The 21,366-nt window shown below is 69.6% G+C and carries 24 protein-coding genes and 1 tRNA gene; 14 read left to right on the top strand and 11 right to left on the bottom strand.

Annotated features, from left to right (window positions below):
• Positions 1 to 15: 15 nt before the first annotated feature.
• Positions 16 to 1,224: a helix-turn-helix domain-containing protein gene (locus tag ON41_RS15505; RefSeq protein WP_040748326.1), complete on the bottom strand. Its 1,209-nt coding sequence runs from the start codon at positions 1,222 to 1,224 to the stop codon at positions 16 to 18.
• A gap of 118 nt (positions 1,225 to 1,342) precedes the next feature.
• Here ON41_RS15505 and ON41_RS15500 point away from each other — a divergent pair, with 118 nt between their 5' ends.
• Positions 1,343 to 2,218 carry a TIGR03621 family F420-dependent LLM class oxidoreductase gene (locus tag ON41_RS15500; RefSeq protein WP_040748325.1) on the top strand — a complete coding sequence of 292 codons (876 nt, stop codon included), beginning with the start codon at positions 1,343 to 1,345 and terminating at the stop codon, positions 2,216 to 2,218.
• Positions 2,219 to 2,225: 7 nt separating this feature from the next.
• Here ON41_RS15500 and ON41_RS15495 read toward each other — a convergent pair whose 3' ends face one another.
• The gene (locus tag ON41_RS15495; RefSeq protein ID WP_040748324.1) at positions 2,226 to 2,546 is read right to left on the bottom strand and encodes a hypothetical protein; all 321 of its coding nucleotides are present in this window, start codon (positions 2,544 to 2,546) and stop codon (positions 2,226 to 2,228) included.
• A gap of 204 nt (positions 2,547 to 2,750) precedes the next feature.
• On the opposite strand from ON41_RS15495, the gene ON41_RS15490 reads away from it, so the two are divergent.
• Both ON41_RS15490 and ON41_RS15485 read left to right on the top strand, forming a co-directional pair.
• Entirely contained in the window at positions 2,751 to 3,782 is a 1,032-nt protein-coding gene (locus tag ON41_RS15490; RefSeq protein ID WP_040748323.1) for an aldo/keto reductase, read from the top strand.
• Positions 3,783 to 3,929: 147 nt separating this feature from the next.
• Complete coding sequence (locus ON41_RS15485) at positions 3,930 to 4,670, top strand: M50 family metallopeptidase (protein ID WP_306307782.1); 741 nt, start codon at positions 3,930 to 3,932, stop codon at positions 4,668 to 4,670.
• Here the strand turns inward: ON41_RS15485 and ON41_RS15480 are convergent, their stop codons facing one another.
• Entirely contained in the window at positions 4,671 to 5,492 is an 822-nt protein-coding gene (locus tag ON41_RS15480; protein WP_157185485.1) for a tetratricopeptide repeat protein, read from the bottom strand.
• A gap of 234 nt (positions 5,493 to 5,726) precedes the next feature.
• Here ON41_RS15480 and ON41_RS15475 point away from each other — a divergent pair, with 234 nt between their 5' ends.
• Positions 5,727 to 7,226 carry an FAD-dependent monooxygenase gene (locus ON41_RS15475; protein ID WP_085995686.1) on the top strand — a complete coding sequence of 500 codons (1,500 nt, stop codon included), beginning with the start codon at positions 5,727 to 5,729 and terminating at the stop codon, positions 7,224 to 7,226.
• A gap of 24 nt (positions 7,227 to 7,250) precedes the next feature.
• On the opposite strand, the gene ON41_RS15470 is transcribed toward ON41_RS15475, so the two are convergent.
• Entirely contained in the window at positions 7,251 to 7,445 is a 195-nt protein-coding gene (locus ON41_RS15470) for a hypothetical protein (RefSeq protein ID WP_040748320.1), read from the bottom strand.
• A gap of 18 nt (positions 7,446 to 7,463) precedes the next feature.
• Complete coding sequence (locus ON41_RS15465; protein WP_040748474.1) at positions 7,464 to 8,456, bottom strand: LLM class F420-dependent oxidoreductase; 993 nt, start codon at positions 8,454 to 8,456, stop codon at positions 7,464 to 7,466.
• A gap of 258 nt (positions 8,457 to 8,714) precedes the next feature.
• Between ON41_RS15465 and mihF the strand changes: the two genes are divergently transcribed.
• The 4 genes from mihF to ON41_RS15445 all read left to right on the top strand — a co-directional run bounded on the left by mihF (position 8,715) and on the right by ON41_RS15445 (position 10,934).
• Complete coding sequence (gene mihF / locus ON41_RS15460) at positions 8,715 to 9,029, top strand: integration host factor, actinobacterial type (protein ID WP_040748319.1); 315 nt, start codon at positions 8,715 to 8,717, stop codon at positions 9,027 to 9,029.
• 103 nt (positions 9,030 to 9,132) lie between these two features.
• Positions 9,133 to 9,218 (top strand) — tRNA-Leu (locus tag ON41_RS15455).
• A 179-nt stretch (positions 9,219 to 9,397) separates the two neighbouring features.
• Positions 9,398 to 10,198, top strand: coding sequence for an SAM-dependent methyltransferase (locus ON41_RS15450; RefSeq protein WP_085995691.1), 801 nt, complete (start codon positions 9,398 to 9,400; stop codon positions 10,196 to 10,198).
• A gap of 97 nt (positions 10,199 to 10,295) precedes the next feature.
• Entirely contained in the window at positions 10,296 to 10,934 is a 639-nt protein-coding gene (locus tag ON41_RS15445; protein ID WP_040748318.1) for a nuclease-related domain-containing protein, read from the top strand.
• Between the two features lie 62 nt (positions 10,935 to 10,996).
• Here ON41_RS15445 and ON41_RS15440 read toward each other — a convergent pair whose 3' ends face one another.
• The 3 genes from ON41_RS15440 to ON41_RS15430 all read right to left on the bottom strand — a co-directional run bounded on the left by ON41_RS15440 (position 10,997) and on the right by ON41_RS15430 (position 12,625).
• Entirely contained in the window at positions 10,997 to 11,260 is a 264-nt protein-coding gene (locus ON41_RS15440; RefSeq protein ID WP_157185484.1) for a hypothetical protein, read from the bottom strand.
• Between the two features lie 134 nt (positions 11,261 to 11,394).
• Entirely contained in the window at positions 11,395 to 11,577 is a 183-nt protein-coding gene (locus tag ON41_RS15435; RefSeq protein ID WP_040748472.1) for a YegP family protein, read from the bottom strand.
• Positions 11,578 to 11,698: 121 nt separating this feature from the next.
• Positions 11,699 to 12,625 (bottom strand): MerR family transcriptional regulator, encoded by a 927-nt coding sequence (locus ON41_RS15430; protein ID WP_040748471.1) that lies wholly within the window; start codon positions 12,623 to 12,625, stop codon positions 11,699 to 11,701.
• Between the two features lie 68 nt (positions 12,626 to 12,693).
• Between ON41_RS15430 and ON41_RS15425 the strand changes: the two genes are divergently transcribed.
• From ON41_RS15425 to ON41_RS41610, 4 genes are all read left to right on the top strand, one after another.
• A complete protein-coding gene (locus tag ON41_RS15425) occupies positions 12,694 to 13,350 on the top strand; it encodes a maleylpyruvate isomerase family mycothiol-dependent enzyme (RefSeq protein ID WP_051161567.1) in 657 nt (218 codons plus the stop codon).
• Positions 13,351 to 13,586: 236 nt separating this feature from the next.
• Entirely contained in the window at positions 13,587 to 14,456 is an 870-nt protein-coding gene (locus ON41_RS15420) for an SGNH/GDSL hydrolase family protein (protein WP_051161565.1), read from the top strand.
• 119 nt (positions 14,457 to 14,575) lie between these two features.
• Positions 14,576 to 15,202, top strand: coding sequence for an HNH endonuclease family protein (locus tag ON41_RS15415; protein WP_246461653.1), 627 nt, complete (start codon positions 14,576 to 14,578; stop codon positions 15,200 to 15,202).
• Between the two features lie 107 nt (positions 15,203 to 15,309).
• Positions 15,310 to 15,462, top strand: coding sequence for a hypothetical protein (locus ON41_RS41610; protein ID WP_157185483.1), 153 nt, complete (start codon positions 15,310 to 15,312; stop codon positions 15,460 to 15,462).
• Here ON41_RS41610 and ON41_RS15410 read toward each other — a convergent pair whose 3' ends face one another.
• Positions 15,463 to 16,437, bottom strand: a complete 975-nt coding sequence (locus ON41_RS15410) for a GlxA family transcriptional regulator (protein WP_040748314.1) — start codon at positions 16,435 to 16,437, stop codon at positions 15,463 to 15,465.
• A 74-nt stretch (positions 16,438 to 16,511) separates the two neighbouring features.
• On the opposite strand from ON41_RS15410, the gene ON41_RS15405 reads away from it, so the two are divergent.
• Positions 16,512 to 16,898, top strand: a complete 387-nt coding sequence (locus ON41_RS15405; protein ID WP_040748313.1) for an avidin/streptavidin family protein — start codon at positions 16,512 to 16,514, stop codon at positions 16,896 to 16,898.
• 85 nt (positions 16,899 to 16,983) lie between these two features.
• On the opposite strand, the gene ON41_RS15400 is transcribed toward ON41_RS15405, so the two are convergent.
• The gene (locus ON41_RS15400) at positions 16,984 to 17,640 is read right to left on the bottom strand and encodes a TetR/AcrR family transcriptional regulator (RefSeq protein ID WP_040748469.1); all 657 of its coding nucleotides are present in this window, start codon (positions 17,638 to 17,640) and stop codon (positions 16,984 to 16,986) included.
• 56 nt (positions 17,641 to 17,696) lie between these two features.
• On the opposite strand from ON41_RS15400, the gene ON41_RS15395 reads away from it, so the two are divergent.
• Positions 17,697 to 19,133, top strand: a complete 1,437-nt coding sequence (locus ON41_RS15395; RefSeq protein WP_051161562.1) for an MFS transporter — start codon at positions 17,697 to 17,699, stop codon at positions 19,131 to 19,133.
• Between the two features lie 15 nt (positions 19,134 to 19,148).
• Here the strand turns inward: ON41_RS15395 and ON41_RS15390 are convergent, their stop codons facing one another.
• The gene (locus ON41_RS15390) at positions 19,149 to 21,296 is read right to left on the bottom strand and encodes a heavy metal translocating P-type ATPase (RefSeq protein ID WP_083905375.1); all 2,148 of its coding nucleotides are present in this window, start codon (positions 21,294 to 21,296) and stop codon (positions 19,149 to 19,151) included.
• Positions 21,297 to 21,366: the final 70 nt, after the last annotated feature.

The following is a 21,366-nucleotide window of genomic DNA, read 5'->3' as shown; positions in this document are numbered from 1 at the left end:
GAGGTTGGCGCGATATCAGCCGAGCGCGGCGTGCAGCCGGGCGGTGACCAGGGCGCGGCGCGGATCGTCCCGGGGGAGCAGGCGCAGCGCGTGCTCGTGGACCTGCGCGTCGTCGGGGCAGCGCGCGCCGAATTCGACCGCGTGCGTGGGTGATTCGCTGGTCAGCACGGCGGTGCGCAGGCTCACGGTGAGGTATTCGCGCCAGTGCGCGATGCCGGGGGTGTCCGAGCCGGGTAGCAACGGGCCCCGATAGAGCCGTAGCGCGGTGGCGAGATCACCGGCGGCGATCGCTTCCAGGAGGTCGACCGCGTCGCAGGAGATCGGCCGGGCCAGCGTGTAGCGGCGGCTGGTGATATCGCCGCCCGTCGCCTGCCGCAGATGGGAGACGTCGGCCTTGAGCGTCGACGCGGAGACCGCGCGGTCGCCGTAGATCGCGGCGTGCAGCCGCTGCGGGGTGTAGCCGTCGGGGTCGAGGGCGAGCAGCGTGAGGATCTCGATCTGCCTGGGCCGCAACCGGATCGAGCGTCCCGCTCGCGTGACGGCCGCGCCGCCGAGGCACCGCAACCGGATCCCCGCGGCTCCCGTGTCCGCCGGTACCTCCGGCAGCCGGGATTCGATCGCCGACACCAGGGCCCGCACCGTCGACATGGCCAGCGGGTGGGAGCGGTCCCAGGTGGTGGACAGGTCGAGCACGCCGAGCCGCCGCCCGTCGCGGGCATGGATGGGCGCGCAGTAACAGACCCACCCGTGCAGCGCGGCGACCAGGTGCTCGGCGGAGAACACGATGCTCGGCTGCCCGGTGCGCAGCGCGAGCGACAGCGCGTTGGTGCCCATGTGGGTCTCGTCCCAGCGGCCGCCCGGCGCGAAGTTGACCTCCTCGGCGCGGCGGCGCATCACCCGGCCGCCGCACGACCACAGGATGGTGCCCCGATCGTCGGTGACCGCGGCGACGAATCCGGAATCGTCGGCGATACTGCGTAGATCGCCGGAGAGGTCGGTGACCGGGGTGCGCAGCGGTGAACGCGACCACCGCGACCCCGGATCGGAGTCGGCGGGTGCGGCGGGGCAGGCGGGGTCGACCGTGGGCAGCGAGCGCCGCCACGACTGCACCACCTCGGTGCGCAGCACCGTCTTCCCCGGGGGCACGGCATGCGAGGACGCCCAGCGGGCCCACTCCTGCTCGAGGTCGGCGCGCCGCTGGGACAGCGTGCGGGTCTGGGGCATCGCTACCAACCTCGTCGTCCGGAAAGCGCCTGCGCATTCTCATGATTGCGTACCCGGCGGCGGCGCGGGCCGGATTTCGGGTCGCGGATCTGTCACCGGGGGCTGGTAGACAGGAGCGATGAGCGCTCCCTTCCGCTTCGGTGTCAATCTGATGCGGCCCGAATCCCGGTCCGACTGGATCGAGAAGTGCCGCCGCGCGGAACAACTCGGCTACGACGTGGTCAGCGTGCCCGACCATCTGGGGCTCCCGGCGCCGTTCCCCGCGATGGTGCAGGCGGCGGAGGCCACGGAGCGGGTGCGGCTGATCACCTTCGTCCTCAACGTGCCGTTCTACAACCCGGCGCTGCTGGCCCGCGAGGTCGCGACCGTCGACCTGCTCACCGACGGCCGCGTCGAACTCGGTCTCGGCGCGGGTTACGTGCGGGCCGAATTCGAGGCGGCCGGTATCCCGTTCCCCGGTGCCGGACAGCGTGTCGACCAGGTGGCCGAGGCGGCGGCGACACTGCGGCGGCTCTACGCCGATCCGGAGTACCAGCCGCGCCCCGCACGGCCGGGCGGCCCGCCCCTGCTCATCGCGGGCTGGGGCGACCGGCTGCTGCGGGTGGCGGCCGAGCACGCCGACATCATCGGTGTCACCGGCGGCACCGCGGCCGACAGCGGCCATATCGCGCTCGCCGGGCCCGAGGCGACCGCTCAGCGCCTCGACTACGCCCGCGGGCTGCTCGGAGAGCGCGCCGGCCGCGTCGAATTCAATATCCTGCTGCAGGTGGTCGCCCCGGCCGCCGAGCGCGCGCGGATCCTCGAGCGGTACGCCGCCAATCTTCCGGAGGGCACCGGAGACGATCTCGAGGATATTCCGGTGGTGGTGATCGGTTCTCCGGCGGAGATGGCGGATCAGCTTCGGGAGCGTCGTAAACGCTACGGAATCAGCTACTTCACGGTGCTCGAACCGAATATGGAGAAGTTCGCGCCCGTCCTCGAGCAGCTGCGCTGAGCGGCGGCTACTTGTTGAAGAAGATCCCGGCCACGTCGGCGTTCTTGATCGGGGTGTCGGCGTTGCGCTGATTGCCGCACAGGAATTCCACCGCGGTCATCGTCAGGTCGACCTGGGTGCCCGCCGGCTCGTGGTCGTCGCCGGTCTGCTGCTTGACGAACTTCGTGACCGTGGTGCGCTTGCCGTCCTGGTCCTGTTTCACGTACTCGCTGCACGGGGTGTCGCCGCCCTTGTTGAGGGCCTTCTCGACATCGCTGCAGCCGGCGAGAAGCACTGTGGCGACAGCCAATCCGGCGGCACCTGCGGCGGGCCATCGCGGCGATTTCATCTGGCTTCTCCTCGAAGGGTCGTGCCGGGTTGCCCGGCGGTCGAATACGCGATCGCCGCTCAGCCTAGAGGGTGGGCCTCGCGCGGGGTGTCTTTCGCCATGCCCGCCACGGCGAGCGTCAAACCGGCCGGGGCCGAAATTCCGCTGTAGGCGATCGCACCGGGGCTGGCCGGGCCGGGGGACGCCCGATTACTGTCGGCTCCCATGGAGTTCAGCACGCTCGGTAATACCGGTTTGATCGTTTCCCGCCTGGCCTTCGGCGCCATGACCTTCACCGCGGGCAACAGCGAGATGGCCGCGGTCGCGAAGGTGGGGGCGGAGCTGGCGGACGAGCTGGTCGGCCGCGCGCTCGAGGCGGGCATCAACTTCTTCGACACCGCCGACGGCTACGCGGGCGGGGAGTCGGAGGTCCTGCTCGGGCAGGCGCTGCGCGCACACCGCGACGACGTCGTGATCGCGACCAAGGTCGGCTTCCGGACCGGGACGCCCGTGACGCAGGCGGGGCTGTCCCGCCGGCACATCCAGTGGTCGATCGACCAGAGCCTGCGGCGGCTGGGCACCGACCATGTCGACGTCTACATCGTGCACAAGGAGGATCCGTTCACGCCGCTCGAGGAGACCTTGGCCGCGCTGGACGACGTGGTGCGGTCGGGTAAGGCGCGCTACCTCGGTTACTCCAACTGGTCGGCGTGGAAGGTGGCGGCGGCCGCGGAGATCCAGCGCGCCAACGGTTTCGCGCCCTTCACACACGGGCAGATGAACTACTCGCTCGTCGGCCGCGACGTGGAGCGCGACGTGATCCCGATGATGCGCCGCTACGGCCAGGGGATGACGGTGTGGAGCCCGCTGGCCTCCGGATTCCTGAGCGGCAAGTACACCCGCGAGTCGCTGTCGGACCCGGACAACCGGCTGGCCGGATTCGACATCCTGCCCTACGACCGCGACGCGGCCTTCGATCTGGTGGAGCGCATGCGGGTGATCGCCGGCAAGCACGAGGCGAGCGTCGCCCAGGTCGCGCTGGCCTGGCTGCTGGCCCAGCCTGCGGTCACGAGCATCCTGCTCGGCGCGACCAAGCGGCATCAGCTCGACGACAACCTCGGCGCCCTCGACGTCCACCTGACCGCCGACGAGATCACCGAACTCGCCGAAGCCATGCCCCCCGCCCCCGTCTACCCCAACTGGTTCATCGAGAACCTCCAGGACCAGCCCGCCACCGAGGCCCTCACCCGCCCTTGACCCCGATCCCGTTTCCCGCACCCTCTGCGTCTTCGTGCACCCGTTCCGGTGCACCGGAACTCGTGCGGGAAGACGCACCGGGTGCGGGAGTGTCCGCTTCCCGCCGGGAGTAGTGCGGGGGCGCGGGTGCGCCGCTAGTCTGCGTCGGTGGATCTGTCGGAAATGAACAGTTCGGTGTCGTCGGTGACGGATCGGCTCGGTGAGGTGTCGCCGTTGCCGCCGCTGTGGGTGGTCGTCTCGACCGGCGTGGGTGCGTTGGCGCTGGTGATGTATCCGCCGGTGTGGCGGGTGCTGCGGACGGTGGTGACGATCGCGCACGAGGTCGGGCATGCGGTGGTGGCGGTGGTGACCGGGCGGACGCTGAGCGGGATCCGGTTGCATTCGGATACCTCGGGCGTGACGGTGTCGCGTGGAAAGCCCTACGGGCTCGGGATGATTCTCACGACCCTCGCCGGATATCCCTCGCCGTCGCTGGTCGGGCTCGGGTGCGCGGCGCTGCTGGCGACCGGGCGGCTGACGCTGATGCTGTGGCTGGTGGTCGCCGCGCTGGCGGTGCTGCTGCTGGTGATCCGCAATCTGTTCGGCCTGCTCGCGGTCGTGGTGACGGGCGCGGTCACCTTCGCGGTCTCCTGGTACGGAACCGCGACGTGGCAGGGCGTCTTCGGCTACGCCGTCGCGTGGTTCCTGCTGCTGGGCGGATTGCGCGCGGTGGTGGAATTGCAGCGAGTGCGAGTGCGCGGCGACGGCTCCGACGCCGACCAGCTCTCCCGCCTCACCCGCCTCCCGTCCCTGCTGTGGGTGCTGTTCTTCGCCGCCGTCACCCTCGCGGCACTCGTCGCCGGCGGCAGCCTGCTGATCGGCCCGCTGCCCTCGGTGGGCGGCGCCTGACTATTTCGGTACGGGCTGGGCGCGGCCGCTGGCGTAGGCGCGCCACATCTGGGCCTCGGTCGAATCTCCGCGCCGGTCCAGGATTTCGGCGAGACCGGCCATGGCGCGGATGTCGCCGTGGTCGGCGGCCGCACGCCACCAGCGTTCGGCCTCGGTGAATTCGCCACGGCGGTAGCGCACGACGCCGAGGTCGTAGGCGGCGCCGGCGTGGCCGAATCCGGCGGCCTGGGTCCACAGGGCGCAGGCCTCGTCGACCTCGCCGCGGCCGTGCATGGCGACGCCGAGATCGTAGAGCGCGCTGCGGTAGCGGCTCTGATCGGTCGGGGCGGGGGCCGTGCCGACCTCCACGACCAACTCCGTGAAATCGGCGGGCCCGATGCCCGAACTGCAATACAGCAGCGGCTGCCCCGACGCGGTGCGCTCGATGCGCACGCCGTAGTTGCCCGTCCACGATTCGGTGACGCCGGCGGCATCCATCCAGACGGGGGTGAGGGTGAAGGAGGCGTCCGGACCGGCGGCGCACACCTCCAGGTCGACGCCCCCGCTCATGGCGTCGGTCCAGACGTCGACGCCGCGTAATCGGCGGCCGCGCAGCGCGACGTGCCCGCTCAGCACCGACAGCCCGATCCCCAGCCCCAGCAGCCCGGCCGGAGGCGCGGCGGCGTGCAGCGTCAGCGTGACCACCGCGGGGTCCGCGCCCAGCGGTTCGGAGTACATCGGATGGACGGTCGTGCCGTCGACGGAGATCGGCTCGGCGCCGGCGTAGCGCTCGGCCAGTGGCAGCTCCCGCCCGTTCGTATGGCGGAAAGACGGCCCGCTCATCGTGTCCGCCTTTCGCAGAACTGCTCGGGTGGAGTCGGGCATACGGTAGTACCGGCTGCCGGGAAAAATCGGTGAACCGTCGGGAGTGTGCCAGAAAATTCCACCCGCAAACAAACGAGATCGTATGCGGCCGACCGGTTTGCGTCGAATGCACGCCTGCGTCCACTGCTCGCGTGCGCATCGTGCAAGGCGCGTGCAAGCCCGGCGAAACCCCGCGTCGGCACGCTCGTCCGCATGACCGAGACATTCGATGTGGTGGTGGCCGGGGCGGGGCCCGTGGGCCTGATGACGGCGTGCGAACTGCGGCTGGCCGGAGTGCACGTACTGGTGGTGGAGCGGCTGCCGGACATCGATCCGACGGTGAAGGCGGGCGCGATCAATGTCCCGACCGCCGAGGCCTTCTACCGCCGCGGCCTGCTGCCGCAGTTGCTCGACGACCATGCCGCGAAGGTCGCCGCCTTCACCGGCGGGCAGCCCGGCCCGCAGCGCTTCTTCGTCGGCCACTTCGCCGGTATCACCCTCGACTCGTCACTGGTCGACTTCGACGATCCGGCCTTCGGCGAGACGGGCCCGGTGAGTGAGGCGTGGTTCGTCGGGCAGCAGGAGATCGAGCGCATCCTCGGCGCACGGGCCGCCGAACTCGGCGTCGAGATCCGGCGCGGCGTCGAACTCACCGGATTCACCGACGACAGCGACTGCGTCACGATCTGGCTGGGCGACACCGCGATCCGGGCCGGATGGCTCGTCGGCTGCGACGGCGGCCACAGCTTGGTCCGCAAGCTCGCGGGCTTCGACTTCCCGGGCCTGGACCCGCTGATCACCGGTCACCAGGCGGTGGTCGAGATGACCGGCGCCGAGGGCCTGCGCCCGGGCTGGAACTTCACCGCCACCGGCATCTACGTCCACAACCCCGGCCCCGGCCGCATCCTCACCGTGCAGGTCGACGGCCCGCCCGCCGATCGCACCGCGCCCGTCACCGCCGCGGAACTCCAAGCCGCCCTGCGCGCGGTCTCGGGCGTCCCGGTCGAGATCACGGGCGTCCGGTCGGCGACCCGGTTCACCGACAACACGCGTCAGGTCACCGAGTATCGCCGCGGCCGGGTGCTGCTGGCGGGCGACGCGGCCCATGTGCATTCGCCCTTCGGCGGACAGGGCCTGAACCTCGGCGTCGGCGACGCGGTGAATCTCGGCTGGAAGCTGGCGGCGGTCGTCGCGGGCTGGGCGCGGCCCGGACTGCTCGATACCTACACCGCGGAACGGCATCCGGTCGGGGAGTGGGTGCTGGAGTGGACCCGGGCCCAGATCGCGGTCATGCGCGGCGACGCCCGCAGCCGCGCGATGCGGGACGTGCTGGTGGACCTCCTGGCGACGCGGGACGGCGCGACGCGGATCTACCAGAAGATCTCCGGGGTGCTGCACCGGTACGACCTCGGTGGCGGGCACGACCTCGTGGGCGCGCAGGCCCCCGATATCGAGCTGTCCGACGGCACCCGGCTGGGGGAGCACTGCGCCGACGGCCGGGCGGTGCTGCTGGACCTCGCCGACTCGCCGGCGCTGCGGGCGATCGCCGCGCCCTGGTCGTCGCGGGTCCGGGTGGTGACCGCGAAACCCGCTCAGCCGCGCGAACTCTCGGCGTTGCTCGTGCGTCCGGACGGGTTCGTCGCCTGGGCGTCGGACGGCGGGATCGACGGTCTGGAGGCGGCCCTGATCCGTTGGTTCGGTCAGGTCGGATAGCGAGGCGACAGGCGCGGGCCGATCTCAGTCCTCGCTGCTCGACCGTTCACCGAGATATCGCAGGACGGCCGGATCGGTGGAGACGATCCGGTCGACCTCGGTGCCCCCGGCGCAGTCGTAGAGGCCGACGACCACCCGTCCGCCGCCCCGCCCGAGGACGCGCCAGATCGCGCCGGAGGCGGCCCAGCGCTCGAGGATCGCGACGGGGTCGTCGGCCATGATGGTTCTCCTCGGCGGTCAGCGCAGCGCGGGGATCACTTCGCGCTCGAACAGCTCGATCCCGGAGGTGTCGTAGGCCGCCTCCGGGAAGTTGAAGATCGCGTAGCCGAGCCCGAGATCCCTGACGCGAGAGAGCTTTTCGACGATCTGCTCCGGTGTCCCCGCCGCCGCCGAACCCCGGAACTGGTTGTCCACCATCGTCTCGGCCGCCTCGGAACCGGTGAGCGGGGCCATGCGCGCGACCGCGGCCGACAGCCGCTCCTCGACCTCGGACTCGGTGCGGCCGATCGCGACATTGAAGTTCGCCGTCCGCGTGATCGCGTCGAAATCCGTGCCGACCTCGGCGCAGTGCTTGCGCAGGATCTCCGACTTGTGGGCGAAACCCTCGGGATCGCCGGCGAAATTGGTGTAGGCGGCGTACTTGGCGGCGATGCGCAGCGTCTTCTGCTCGCCGCCGCCCGCGATCCACAGCGGGATGCCGCCCTCCTGCGCCGGAAGCGGCCGCACGATCGCCCTGTCGACCTGATAGTGCTTCCCGGCCAGGGTGGCCGAACCGGTGCTCCACGCCTGCTTGAAGATCTGCACGCCCTCGTCCAGGCGGCCCAGGCGCTCACCGGCGGACGGGAAGCCGTACCCGTAGGCGCGCCACTCGTGCTCGTACCAGCCGCCGCCGATGCCCATCTCGAGCCGGCCGCCGGAGATCAGGTCCACCGTGGCCGCCACCTTCGCCAGATACGCCGGATTGCGGTAGCTCATCGCGGTACACATCTGGCCCAGCCGGATCCGCGAGGTGACCGCCGCGAACGCCGACATCAGCGACCACGCCTCGTGCGTGGCCTCCTCGGTGGGCACCGGAACGGTGTGGAAATGGTCGTACACCCACAGCGACTCCCAGGCGTCTCCCGCGTCGAAGCGCTGCGCCAGATCCCGCATCACCCCCCACTGCGCCGCGGGGTCGATTCCGACCAGATCCAGCCGCCAGCCCTGCGGAATGAAGATGCCGAAGCGCACGAACGTCTCCTTCACATGTCGATCGGGTGGCGGCGCATCCGGCCGCGACACCGCTGTCCACTCTCGCCACTGCGCGCCGTCACGGCAACCGTTGTGCGCACGCCGAGCCTGGCAAATCGCCCGCATCCTTCGCCGTCCGCAGCGTCGAAACCCTTGCGACCTTGTTTTTCCTCGCGGTGTGTCGGAACGCCACCGGGGCTTTCGTGATGTTCAATCGGTGCCGTTGAGGTTCCAGCGAACAAGCGAAAGGTAGTAGACATGGCACTTCCCACCATGACCGCCGAGCAACGTAACGCTGCGCTGGCCAAGGCGGCCGCGGTCCGCAAGGCCCGGTCGGAGCTGATCGAGGAGGTCCGCAAGGGCAAGATCTCGCTGTCCAAGGTGCTCGAGCGCGCCGACAAGGAAGACCTGGTCAAGAAGACCAAGGTCGCCGCGGTGATCAAGGCGCTGCCCGGCATCGGCCCGGTGAAGGCGGCCAAGCTGATGGACGAGGCGGAGATCCCCGCCGACCGCCGCATCGGCGGCCTGGGTTCGCGTCAGCGCGCCGCGCTGCTCGAGGCGATCAAGAACTAAGGACTCCCGGCGGCGCTCAGCAACCGGTTCGCGACGAACCACCACGGTCCCCCCGTGATTTGGACCTTGCGGACTGATCCGATAACCTTGCTGAGCACCACCGGTCCGGGTGGCGGAATGGCAGACGCGCTAGCTTGAGGTGCTAGTGTCCTACTAATGGACGTGGGGGTTCAAGTCCCCCTCCGGACACAGTGTATGTAACTCAGAGTTACACATAAGTCCCCCAGTTTAGGCTGGGGGACTTTTTCGTGTGTATCGCGGGCGTGCCGGGTTTCGGCCCGAAGTGGGTCGCGAGTGTGTCACTGTTCGATAGCGGAGGGGTGAATGCCGTAGCGGGCGTGCGTATCCGCCCACTACTGTGCGCAATCGTGCCGACCGACAACGATCCCGTGATCGACTTCGATACCGCTCATACCGCCCGTGTCTACGACTACTATCTCGGCGGCAAAGATCATTTCGAGGCCGACCGCGCCGCGGGCGAACGCGCCGAACTGGTGCACCCGCATGTCCGGACCTCCGCCCTCGAGAACCGCAGGTTCATGTTGCGTGCGGCGGCTTACCTGGCCGGGCAGGGCGTGACCCAGTTCCTCGATATCGGCACCGGCATCCCGACCGAGCCCAACCTCCACCAAGCCGTTCAAGAGGTACAGCCGACCGCCCGGGTGGTGTACGTGGACAACGACCGCATGGTCCTCACCCACGCCCGTGCCCTGATGACCGGCACCGACGAGGGCCGCACCACCTATGTCCACGCCGACGTCCGGAAGCCCGAGACGATCCTGACCGCGCCCGAACTCCTGGAAACCCTCGACCTGTCCCGTCCGGTCGCGGTGTCGCTCATCGCGATCGCGCATTTTCTCGACGACGCCCAGAACCCCTTCGAGATCGTCGCCCGGTTGATCGACGCCGTCCCGGCCGGCTCGTATCTGGTGATGTCGCACGCGACAGCGGATTTCGGGCCGGAGATGGCGGAAGTGGCCCGCGTGTACCGCGAGTCCGGAATGCCCGCCCAGGTCCGCAGCCGCGACGAATTCGCCCGCTTCTTCACCGGCCTGGACCTCATTGCCCCCGGCATCACCACACCCCACCGATGGAACCCGGCCATCGAACCCCCGGAGTCCATGGACAGCCGAGTCCAGTTCTACGCCGCCGCCGCCCGCAAGAACTGACACCCGCCTCCCGGGAATTTCGGTTATGCCGTTGTGACGGAGCGGGATTCGTTACGGTGGAATAGTCGCCCGTGCCGGGCGAGGGTAGGGGGCCGTCGTGCTGTTGCTGATCAACGAGGGGGCGGAGCTGTCTCCGGCGGAGCAGCGCTTCGCCGAATGGGTGGAGTGGAGCCCCGCTCAGCCCGGTGTCGTGCTGCTCAACGTCGACGTCCCGAACCGGGGGTTCACTCGCCAGATCGATGCGCTGATCTGGACGCGGCAGCGATGCATCGTGGTCGAGGTCAAGGGTTTCCGCAGCCGGCAGGACGGCACGCTGGTGGTCCCGCCCAACGGTCCGTGGCAGATGAGCGACGGGCGGGTCGCTGACATCTACGGCAACACCTACGACCACAACCCCATCACCCAGGTCCGGGCCAACGCCCTCGCCATGAAGAACTGGGCCACCCAGATCACCCGCCGCAGGCGATTCGTCTACGGCCTCGTCCTGGTGATGCTGCGCCCCGACCAGGACGTCCCCTCTCTGGACGCCCAAGTCCGCCCCGAGAAAATCGACATCGTGGTCGAGGACTTCGACGTGTTCCGCTACTACCTGCACCGCCTCGCTGACCACAGCGTCCAGTGGACCGCCGCACAGGTCGACACCCTCATCACCCGCCTCGGCCTCGCACACCTATACGGCGGCCGCCGCGACATCATCGCCACCGCACTCGAAGAACCCGCCCACGACTACGCCTGACCCACCAGTGTGTCGTGAGGCGGGCAGAGTCCATATCAGTGGATGGCAATTCGAATCGCGGGTTATGACACCTGGGCCTCGTGCGGATCCGGTGTGGTCCTGCGGATCACGGGTTCGTCCTCGCGGAAGATGAAGCGGCCGAAACCGGGGCGGGTACCTGGCTCGACGGACGGCTCGACCAGCGGGCCGAAGAAGACGAACAGATCCCAGAACTCGCCCGAGTCGTCGCCTTTCCGGAGAATGTCGAAACCGGTCTCGCGCACCCGGCGCCAGCTGTCCTCGCCGTGCGGGCCGCGGATCACATCGCCGAGACGGACCTTGGTCACGGCCACTGCTTCGACGTCCGCCGTCGGTCCTTCCGGACCTCTCGGCGGTTGGTTGTTCTCGCCCACGTCCCCACGATCGCTCGCGGTGTCTGGGTCGGTCTAGGGCAGAAAGCCCCTTACGCAGCTGCGCCGGACTATTCGGTGAGATCGACGACGTTGGCAGCCGCGGCGTTGGCCTTGACCGATTGGATGCCCGTCTCGGCCGACCCCTTCGATTCGTAGGCCTGGCTTTGGGCGATGATCTCGCCGTTGCCGGCCTTGAGCCGCCACCGGACCTTCTTCGACGCGTCGGTGAACATCTCGAACTTTGCCGCCATCATGACCTCCTCGGGTTGGAAGCGGACAACGTCTGTTCTACGAAAGGCGTACCCGTTTCTCGCGGCAGCACACCCCTGGCGCATTTCCGGCAACGACCCGCCTGGTCCGGGCCTCCGCGGATCAGACCCCCGCGCCCTCCGTAGCGAGTGCGTCGAACAGCCAGCGCTGTGCCGCGCCCGCGGTGGTCGAGGCGCCGGTGAGTTCGCCCGTCAGATGCCAGTACCGGTAGAGGCGGCGATCGTGGTCGTGACCGCCGTGCCGTAGGCGGGCGCGGAAGCCGGGCGTATCGCGGACGCCGCGCGCCGCCGCGTGCGCGTACACGAAACGATCGAGCGCGCGGCCCGGACGGGGAGGTTGGTCGGCGGCGATCAGCGGTTCCGCCATACCGCAGGCTTCCGCGACGCCGGCGAGCAAACCGACGCGGTCCCGTATCAGCTCGCGATCCGCACGCCAGAGTTGTTGTGCGACAATGCCGGTGAACTGGCGATCCGCGGCCAGGGCGACGAGTTCGGCAAAACCGACCACCAGCTCCGGGCTGGGATCAGCCAGCGGCGCCGGCACGATCATGTCGACGAAATCGTCGAACGTCTCCGCCGGCACGGGTGTCAGGATCCGCCGCCAGAATGCGACGAGCGTGTCGCGCGCCGCCGTGCCGTCCTGCACCGCCGCCAGCAATTCCAGCCTGGCCGCCCGTTCGGCGGGGTCCGCGTGCTCGACCGCGGCCAGCGACGCGCGACGCCACGCCAGCGCGCCCAGCTCGGCGTCGACCGCCGCGCGTTCGGCGGCCACCGCCTGCTCGATCGGCTGTTCGCCCGTCAGGACCGCGGCGATCGCGGTCAAACCCAGCCCCAGCGCGCGCAGCCGGCGCACCAGCAGCAACCGCTCTACCGCCGGGCCCCGCTCGAACATGCGGTGCCCGCCGGAGCTACGGGCCGCGTCCAGAATGCCGTTGTCGCAATAGAACCGGATCGTGCGCACCGGAACGCCGGTCCGCTTCGACAGGTCCCCGATTCCGATCAGGCCGCTACGCGCAGTGTCGCTCGTCACACTCTCTTGCACCTCCACCCGGGTGGAGTTTCTAGCGTACAAGGGCCCGATACGGAAGGAATCCTCCGATGACAATGACGCCCGACGAGATCTGGACCGCGGTGTCGGCCGCGCGCACCGGCATGATCGACCTACTCGACGACCTCGCCGACGCGGACTGGGACCAGCCCTCGTTGTGCGCGGGATGGCGGATCCGCGAGGTCGTCGCGCACGTCGTCATCAGCAGCGATCCGAACACGCTGCGGCTGCTGGCCGAACTCGCGAAGGCCCGCGGCAGCATCGCGCGCCTCAATTTCGACATGGCGCTGCGCCACACGGACGGCGCGACCCCCGCGCAACTGCTCGCCGAAATGCGCGCGTGCGTCCCGCTGCGGAAGACCCCGCTGGGCACCACACCCGCCGATCGCCTGATGGACGTCCTCGTACACACCGGGGACATCGCGATCCCACTGGGCCGCCGCTGCGAGATACCCACCGCCGCAGGCATACTCGCCTTGGAGCGGGTCTGGGATACGAATTGGCTCTTCCACGCGAAGCAGCGGCTGGGCGGCTTCCGTCTCGTCGCCACCGACGCCGACTGGGCCGTCGGCTCGGGGCCGAGGGTCGAAGGTCCGGTCGGCGCTCTGCTGATGCTCGCCAGCGGCCGCGAGGTCTTCGCCGAACTCACCGGTGACGGGGCGGCGCAGTTGTCGTCCGCGAGAGGGGGACACGCGCGACCGGTCTAGGACCTCGTTCGCCGCCGATTCGTCCCGCTGCCCCCGGCGAGCGGGACGGCACGGGTCGTGCTAGATTCATGGTGTTGTGCTGGACGGGGGTGTAGCGGCAGAATCGACCCTCCCCGACAGTATCTGTAACTCAGAGTTACATATAAATCCTCCGGCCCCGGCTGGGGGATTTTTCGTGCGGTATCCTCATCGGATCTCGAGACGATCTTTGCGCCGGATGGGAGGTTCGGTCGACGATGACGTCACGACTGCTGGGGGCTCTGGCGGCGATCCTCGCGGTGGGGCTGCCGTGTGCCGACGCACACGCCGCGCCTGTGCCCGCCGGGGCTCGCTATGTCGCACTGGGAAGTTCCTATGCCGCGGGTCCGGGGCTGGAACCGGTGGCCGACGGCCCGTGCGCGCGCTCGGCCCGCAACTACCCGCACCGCGTCGCCGAGGCCGCGAACCTCGATCTGGTCGACGTGAGCTGTTCGGGCGCGACCACCGACGACATCCTGTACCGCCCGCAGACCGTGGCCGGCACGGTGATGCCACCCCAGATCGGCGCCGTCACCTCCTACACCAGGCTCGTGACCGTCAGCGTCGGCGGCAACGACCTGAATCTGATCGGCTCCATGCTCACCGGCAGCGGCTGCGAGATCGTCGCCGGGGCCGTCGCCGGTCTCTGCGACGGCGTGACGCGCACCCAACCGGCGACGCCGGACGATTTCGACACGGTCACCCGCGCGCTGGCCGATATCGTTGCGGCGGTACGGGATCGCGCACCGGAGGCGACGGTCCTGCTCGTCCAGTACCTGCCCGTCCTGCCGTCCGACGGCTCCACCTGCGCCGCCGCGCCGATGACGCCCACCCAGGCCGCCGCGGCCCGCGCCACGTACGACGGTCTGATCGCCGCCACGGCGCGGGCCGCACGCGAGAGCGGCGCGCAGATCGTCTCCGTCGCCGACGCCGAGAACCACACCGCCTGCACCGCCGACCCGTGGGTCTTCGACTTCCAGCACCCGCCGCGGCCCGCCGACCCGACCGCCGCGGCCGGGATGTATCACCCGAATCCGGCCGGTACGAGCAGGATCGCCGAGAAGATCGTCGGGCGCCTGCGAGACTGAGGATCAAAACGGCGCTGTTCCACAAGGTTTCGCCAATGGATACCGGACGTCCATGTGGTTTTTATTGCGGCTAACTAGTTTCGGCATACATCCGAACCCTCCGAATGGATGGACGATGTATGCGAGGCCTCACCATGGTTGTCTGCGTAGCGATATCGGCGGCCGCGGTGGCCTGCCTGCCCGGCACGGCGGGGGCCGAACCGCCCGGAATTCCGGACGCCGGCGCCGCCCGTGACATGCTCGGGTCGCTCCGGGTCGCCGACGAGGGATCCATGAGCGGATACTCACGCGAGAAGTTCCCGCACTGGAGCACGGTGTCCGGCGAGTGCACGACACGGGAAGAGGTGTTGCGACGGGACGGAACCGGTGTGGAGGTCGACGGCTCCTGCCGCCCGACCGCCGGGACATGGGAGTCGCCCTACGACGGCAAGACCATCACCAAACCCTCCGAGATCGATATCGATCACATCGTCCCGCTGGCCGAGGCGTGGCGGTCCGGCGCCGACGAATGGAGCACCGACCAGCGCGAGAAGTTCGCCAACGATCTGGAACATCCGCAGCTCATCGCGGTGTCGGCGGCGTCGAACCGCGCCAAGGGCGATCAGGACCCGACCCAGTGGATGCCGCCGAACGCCTCCTACCGCTGCACCTACGCGGAGATGTGGGTGGCGTCGAAATCGGCATGGCAGTTGACCATCCAGCAGGACGAGCAGGACACCCTCCGAAACATCCTCGCGGGCTGCTGATCCCACCCGGCGCAAGTCGGAATCAGGCATCAAACTGAATCGGCAGCTGGCCGGTCGGTTCGGCATAGAACGCCCGGACTGGCGGGTAGACGCGCGCAACTGCGGCATTGTGGCGGAGGGCGAGCGATACCCGGGTCGATCGCCGCACCTGGCGGGAACTGCTGGATTCGACGCTGCGCGCGCACCGCGACTTCCTCGAGCGCGTCTACGCCATGCGGGGCGAGGACGACGACGCGCCCGGGACGGCGCGGGCCGTCTGACTAGGTGTTGCGGGTCAGGACGTTGTTCATGGTGGCCGAGGTGAAGGTGTCGCGGTAGCGGTTGGGGTTGATTCCGGTTGCCGAACGGAATTGCTTGCGGAAGTTGGCCGGGTCGCTGAGCCCCACGGATGCAGCGATGGCAGCGACTGGAAGGTCGGTGGTTTGCAGGAGCGTGGCGGCGCGCATCATGCGTTGCTGTTGGACCCATGCTGCCGGTGTCGTGCCGAGTTGTGTCTCGAATCGACGGTGCAGGGTCCGCGCGGAGAGACCGGACCGTTTCGCCAGCGCCCTCAGGCTCAGGTCCTGGGCGAGGTGGTCTACGCACCAGTCCAGTAGTCCGCCCATCGCCCCGGGGGTGTGGCGTCGCTGGGGTTGGATCGCATATTGCCGTTGCCCGCCGACGCGGTGCGGCGGTAACACCATGTGCCGAGCGATGGTATCGGCGAGGCTGGCTCCGCAGCGGCGACGGACGATGTGCAGTGCGAGGTCGGCGGCGGCACCGGCGCCGCCGCTGGTGGCGACGTCGCCGTGATCGACAAAGAGCACATCGGGCGTGACCTGAACGGATGGGTATCGGCGGGCCAGGTCGTCGGTCTGTGACCAGTGCGTTGTCGCCGTACGGCCGTCGAGCAGGCCCACGGCCGCCAGCACGTAGGTTCCCGAGCACAAGCCGACGACGGTCGCGCCGTGGGCGTGCGCGCGTACCAGCGCGTCCGTGAGCGAGCGGGAGGGCGGCTCGTCAGGTGTCGGCCATCCGGTCACGAACACTATCTCGGCGTCGGTGACCGAGTCCAAGCCGTGCTCGACAACGATGTGGTAGCCCGCCTTGGCCCGTACCGGCCCTGGTTGTTCAGCGGCTACCCGGAAGTCGGCCCAGGGTGGCACCCCATCACGTTCGATACCGAAAACGTCGGCGACACAGGCGAGTTCGAACGATGCCTGTGGTTCCGCCACCAGTGCGACGACCTGAAGCATGGTGGCATGATAACCACGAAGGGAGGCAAACAAGCCACTCACACTCGGCAGCCCCGCCCGCGCACCCTGAGGGCATGAACAACAACACGCCAGGAACCTGGACCGGCACATGGATCAACGAGTACGGCTCTCGCCTGCACATCACCGATGACAGGGACGGCCGCATCGAAGGAACGTTCACGACGGCGCTCGGGGACAGTTCGTTCGCCGGCGCGACGGTGCCTATCATTGGCCTGAGCAGGGAAAACGCGCTTCATTTCGCGTTTGCCACCACGAACGACCCCACCTCGATCGCGTCGTTCACCGGGCTTGTTCGCGGGGGCACGCTGCATATGGCCTGGCACGTCGTTTCCGACCGGGCTGTCAAACGACCGCAGCCGGATGCGGAACCCACCGAAATCGAGCTGCCCTGGGCGCACGCCGTGCTGTCCAACACGGACTCGTTCCACCGCGACGCGTGACCCACGCCGACGCCGGGGAGCCATAGGGGACAGCCCCGCTTCCCGCGCTCCAGCCCGGCGTCACCAAGGCCATGGCCTCATACAACTAGGTCGCCGGGAGCAGCCCGTCGACGAAGGCGCGTAGTCCCTGCGAGTAGGTGTCGCGCGCCGCGAGTTCGGGCCAGCGGCCGGCGATGGCGGCCAGGCGCGGCAGCCGGTCGGCGTCGAAACCGCCGAAGTCGATGTCGCGCAAGGCCGGACGCCGGGTCGAGTTCGCGCGGACGAGAATCTCGCCGACGGTGTAGTACCAGATGCCGCGGAAGACGTCGACGGCCCGCTCGGTGTCGCATCCGGCGTCGAGGGCCGCGGCCACGACGGATTCGACCATCCACAGCGCGGATTCGCTGAGCAGGCCGACGAAGCCGTCGACCGTGAGCACCTCGGCGGCCCACGGCCAAGCCGCCAGCGCGTCGTGCATCGCGGTGGCGGCCACCACGATTCGCTCGCGCGGGTCGTCGGGGAGGTCGGGCCGCTCGGTCTGGTCGACGTAGTCGTCGAGCAGCTGGACCAGCAGATCCTCCTTGTCGCGCACGTGGTGGTAGAGGGTCGTCGCGCCGATGCCGAGTTCGGCGGCCAGCCGCCGGATCGTCAGCTTCTCCCAGCCGTCTCGATCGATGAGCCGCCGCGCCGCCACGAGGATCTGCGGGCGCGAGGTCAGCGGCGGCCGCCCGGTACGGCCCTGCGATGCGTGTGTTCGGGGCACCGTCCCATCATGCTTGCCCACTCGACAGCCCGATTCGCCGGTGCTACTTTCGGAACATGTTCGAAAAGTCGAGAACGGGCGCGCGACCGGGGCTGATCCTCGCCGCGGTGGCCGTCGTGCAATTCATGGTGTCGCTGGACCTGTCGGTCGTGAACGTCGGACTTCCGCAGATCGGGGCCGGTCTCGGTTTCGGGGCGGCGGGGTTGACGTGGGTGATCCACGCCTACGCGCTCACCTTCGGCGGTCTGCTCCTGCTGGGCGGCAAGGCCGCCGACCGGTACGGCCGCAAGCGGATACTGCTGCTGGGACTGGGACTGTTCGGGCTGGCCTCGCTGCTCGGTGGGTTCGCACAGGAGCCGGGCCATCTGGTCGCGGCGCGGGCGGTGCAGGGCATCGGCGCGGCGGCCCTGGCTCCGGCGGCGCTGGCACTGCTCACGGCCACATTTCCCACGGGCCGGGAGCGGGTGCGGGCGTTCGGGGTGTGGAGTGCGATGAATGCCGCCGGGGGAGCCTTCGGCGTACTGCTCGGCGGGCTGCTCACCGAGTACGCGGGCTGGCGCTGGGTGATGTTCGTGAATGTGCCGATGGCCGCGGGTGCGCTGGTGCTGGCCTGGCGCAGCGTGTCGGCCGATGCGCCGGTTCGGGGCGGGCGGCCGGATGTGCTCGGCGCGGTGCTGGCGACGGCGGGGATGACGCTGCTGGTGTTCGGCGTGGTCCGCACCGATCAGTACTCGTGGACGTCGCCGGTGACCGTGACGACGCTGGTGGCCGCCGTCGCGCTGCTGGCCGCGTTCGTACACGTCGAGCGGACCACTCGGCGTGAACCTCTCGTCCGGCTCGGCCTTTTCGCGAATCGTTCTGTGGCTGGGGCCAACGGCTACAACCTGTTGCTCGGCGCCGCCATGGCCGCGGCCTTCTACTTCGTCTCGCTCTACGTGCAGCGGGTGCTCGGGGCCGGGCCCGCGCTGGCGGGGGTCGAATTCCTGCCGTTCGCGCTGGGGGTGATCGCCGGGTCGGTGCTCGCCGTGAAACTGGGTTACCGCGTGGCTCCCCGGGCGCTGATGGTGGGCGGCGGGTTGCTGACCGCGACCGGATTCGCGTGGTTCGGGTTGATCGAACCCGGCGGTTCCTTCCTCGTGAACGTCCTCGGACCGTCGATCGTCGCCAGCGTCGGCTTCGGTCTCTGCCTCGCGCCCGTGGTGTCCGTCGCCACCTCCGGCGTCGCCGCTCACGAGACCGGGACGGCCTCCGCGCTGCTCAACAGTTCACGCCAGCTCGGCGCGTCCCTCGGACTCGCCGCCCTCGGCACCGCGGCCGGCCACCGCACCGGCTCTGCCGTCACGCCGGCCGCCCTGAACGACGGCTACGCACTCGGCCTCACCCTCAGCGCCGGACTCCTCGTCGGCGCGGTACTCATCGCCCTGATCGTGCTGCCCCGCAACACGTCCGCGGCTGCCCCTGTCGCTCGTGACCTGGTCTCGGCAGGGGAATGACGACCACCGGCGAATCTACCTTCCGGTGTGGACAGGCAACCTCTCTCGACCGGCGGCGCTGTGCCGGCTCCGCTCGTGGGATGGCGGTTGGCTGTCGGCGGTGCTCTGGTTTCGGGTGCGGGACGACGGTCCGCGGCCACCGGTCCAGGCGCGGGAGGCGAGCAGGCGCATGCCGTTGAGGCCGACCAGGACGGTGGATCCCTCGTGACCGGCCACACCCAGCGGCAGCGGCAGGTGCCCGGCGAGATCCCAGACGACCAGGACCGCGATGAAGGTCGCGGCGAGGGCGAGATTCGCGACGACAATGCGTTTCGCGCGGCGGGAGAGGGCGATGACCGCCGGGACCGCCGTGAGATCGTCGCGGACCAGCACCACATCGGCGGTGTCGAGCGCGAGGTCGGATCCGTTGCGGCCCATGGCGATTCCGGTATGTGCGGCGGCGAGGGCGGGGGCGTCGTTGACGCCGTCGCCGACCACAGCGACGCGGTGACCGTCGTTCTCCAGCGCGGTGACGGCGGCCACCTTGTCCTGGGGGAGCAGGCGGGCCCGGACGTCGGAGATGCCCACCTGCCCGGCGAGGGTCGCCGCGGCGCGCGGGTTGTCGCCGGTGAGCAGGACCGGCGGCGACGCTGTCAGCCGGGTCAGCGCCCGTACCGCGTCCGCTGCCTCGGGTCGCGGCTGATCAGCAACCGCCAGCACTCCGGCGACCGCGCCCTCGATCATCACGACGACCGCGGTCTTACCCGCCGATTCCGCATCGATGATCGCCTCGCGGGCCGGTGCCGGAAGGCGTTCGGCCGCAGCGTTTCCGGCCTCGGCCTCTGCGGTCCACGCCGATTCGCCTTCGACGTTTCCGCTCCGACCCGGTTCGCCACCTGTCACTCCGGCCAATGCTATTTCGGAGAACAGGCGCGCCGGACTGCCGATGCGGATGTCCAGCCCGCCGACGGTGGCCCGCACACCCTGCCCGGGCAGCGACTCGAAATTCGTGGCGTGCGGGAGTTCGAGCCCGCGTTTCCGGGCGGCCGTGACGATAGCCCGCGCGATCGGATGTTCGCTGGAATGCTCGGCCGCGGCAGCGAGTGCAAGGAGGCGATCGCTGCCGAGAGCGGTATCGCCGCAGACGATATCGGCCAGGCGCGGCTCGCCACGTGTCAAGGTGCCGGTCTTGTCGAACGCCACCGTCGTGACGCCGCCCAGGCGCTCCATCACGATCGCGGACTTCACCAGCACGCCGTGCCGTCCCGCGGTGGCCATCGCCGCCAGCAGCGGCGGCATGGTCGCCAGTACCACGGCACACGGCGACGCCACGATCATGAACGTCATCGCCCGCAGCAGCGCTGACTGCAAAGGTGCACCGAATGCCAAGGGGATCAACAGAATCGCGACGGTCGCCGCGATCACCCCGGTCGAATACCACTGCTCGACCCGCTCGACGAACAACTGCGCCTTCGCCTTCGTCGCCGAGGCCCGCTCGACCATCGCGACGATCCGGGCCACGACGAAGTCCGAGGCATCCCGTTCCACCCGCACCCGCAACATGCCGGTGCCGTTGACCGTTCCCGCGAAGACCTCGTCGCCCGCCCGCTTCGGAGCCGGGAGCGGCTCGCCGGTGATGGACGCCTGGTCGACGTCGCTGTCCCCGGCCACGACCGTGCCGTCCGCGCCGATGCGCTCCCCGGGCCGGACCACGATTACCGCGCCGGGAGCCAGATCGGCGGCATCGACAACCCGCTCCCGCCCGCTGTCGTCGACGACGGTCGCGCGGTCGGGCGCGAGGTGCAGCAGGCTGCGCACCGAATCGGCGGTGCGCTGGGTCAGGACCGCCTCCAGCGCGCCCGAGGTCGCGAAGATGACGATCAGCAGCGCGCCGTCGAAGATCTGCCCGATCGCCGCGGCGCCGAGCGCGGCGACGATCATCAGCAGATCGACGTCGAGTGTCTTGTCCCGCAGGGCATTCAGGCCCGCGCCCAGCGGCTCCCACCCGCCGCAGGCATAGCACGCCAGGTACAGCGCCCACCACAGCCACGCGGGCGCGCCCAGCCACTGCGCCGACAGCCCGGCCACGAACAGCGCGGTCGCCAGCGCGGCCCACCGCACCTCGGGCAGCGTCGATATTCGCGTACGGCCGGTGCGTGAGCCGGCCGAAAGCGCTGTGGTCATCTCCGACACTCCGTCCACCTTACAGGAACACATGAAGACGTCTTCATGTAATCACCGCACGGTACAGTAG

It is taken from the genome of Nocardia transvalensis NBRC 15921, from assembly GCF_000308875.1.
GTDB lineage: Bacteria > Actinomycetota > Actinomycetes > Mycobacteriales > Mycobacteriaceae > Nocardia > Nocardia transvalensis.
The sequence above is the reverse complement of the archived record's forward strand: the minus strand, read 5'-3'. Positions and strand labels throughout refer to the sequence as shown.

Bases quoted from the DNA above. Each gene is read 5' to 3' on its own strand.
- ON41_RS15475 (WP_085995686.1), top strand. From the start codon at position 5,727: ATGACCGAGACATTCGATGTGGTGGTGGCCGGGGCGGGGCCCGTGGGC.
- ON41_RS15420 (WP_051161565.1), top strand. From the start codon at position 13,587: ATGACGTCACGACTGCTGGGGGCTCTGGCGGCGATCCTCGCGGTGGGG.
- ON41_RS15425 (WP_051161567.1), top strand. From the start codon at position 12,694: ATGACAATGACGCCCGACGAGATCTGGACCGCGGTGTCGGCCGCGCGC.
- ON41_RS15480 (WP_157185485.1), bottom strand. From the start codon at position 5,492: ATGAGCGGGCCGTCTTTCCGCCATACGAACGGGCGGGAGCTGCCACTG.
- mihF (WP_040748319.1), top strand. From the start codon at position 8,715: ATGGCACTTCCCACCATGACCGCCGAGCAACGTAACGCTGCGCTGGCC.
- ON41_RS15500 (WP_040748325.1), top strand. From the start codon at position 1,343: ATGAGCGCTCCCTTCCGCTTCGGTGTCAATCTGATGCGGCCCGAATCC.
- ON41_RS15415 (WP_246461653.1), top strand. From the start codon at position 14,576: ATGCGAGGCCTCACCATGGTTGTCTGCGTAGCGATATCGGCGGCCGCG.
- ON41_RS15390 (WP_083905375.1), bottom strand. From the start codon at position 21,296: ATGACCACAGCGCTTTCGGCCGGCTCACGCACCGGCCGTACGCGAATA.
- ON41_RS15395 (WP_051161562.1), top strand. From the start codon at position 17,697: ATGTTCGAAAAGTCGAGAACGGGCGCGCGACCGGGGCTGATCCTCGCC.
- ON41_RS15435 (WP_040748472.1), bottom strand. From the start codon at position 11,577: ATGGCGGCAAAGTTCGAGATGTTCACCGACGCGTCGAAGAAGGTCCGG.
- ON41_RS15405 (WP_040748313.1), top strand. From the start codon at position 16,512: ATGAACAACAACACGCCAGGAACCTGGACCGGCACATGGATCAACGAG.
- ON41_RS15490 (WP_040748323.1), top strand. From the start codon at position 2,751: ATGGAGTTCAGCACGCTCGGTAATACCGGTTTGATCGTTTCCCGCCTG.
- ON41_RS15495 (WP_040748324.1), bottom strand. From the start codon at position 2,546: ATGAAATCGCCGCGATGGCCCGCCGCAGGTGCCGCCGGATTGGCTGTC.
- ON41_RS15470 (WP_040748320.1), bottom strand. From the start codon at position 7,445: ATGGCCGACGACCCCGTCGCGATCCTCGAGCGCTGGGCCGCCTCCGGC.
- ON41_RS15410 (WP_040748314.1), bottom strand. From the start codon at position 16,437: ATGCTTCAGGTCGTCGCACTGGTGGCGGAACCACAGGCATCGTTCGAA.
- ON41_RS15505 (WP_040748326.1), bottom strand. From the start codon at position 1,224: ATGCCCCAGACCCGCACGCTGTCCCAGCGGCGCGCCGACCTCGAGCAG.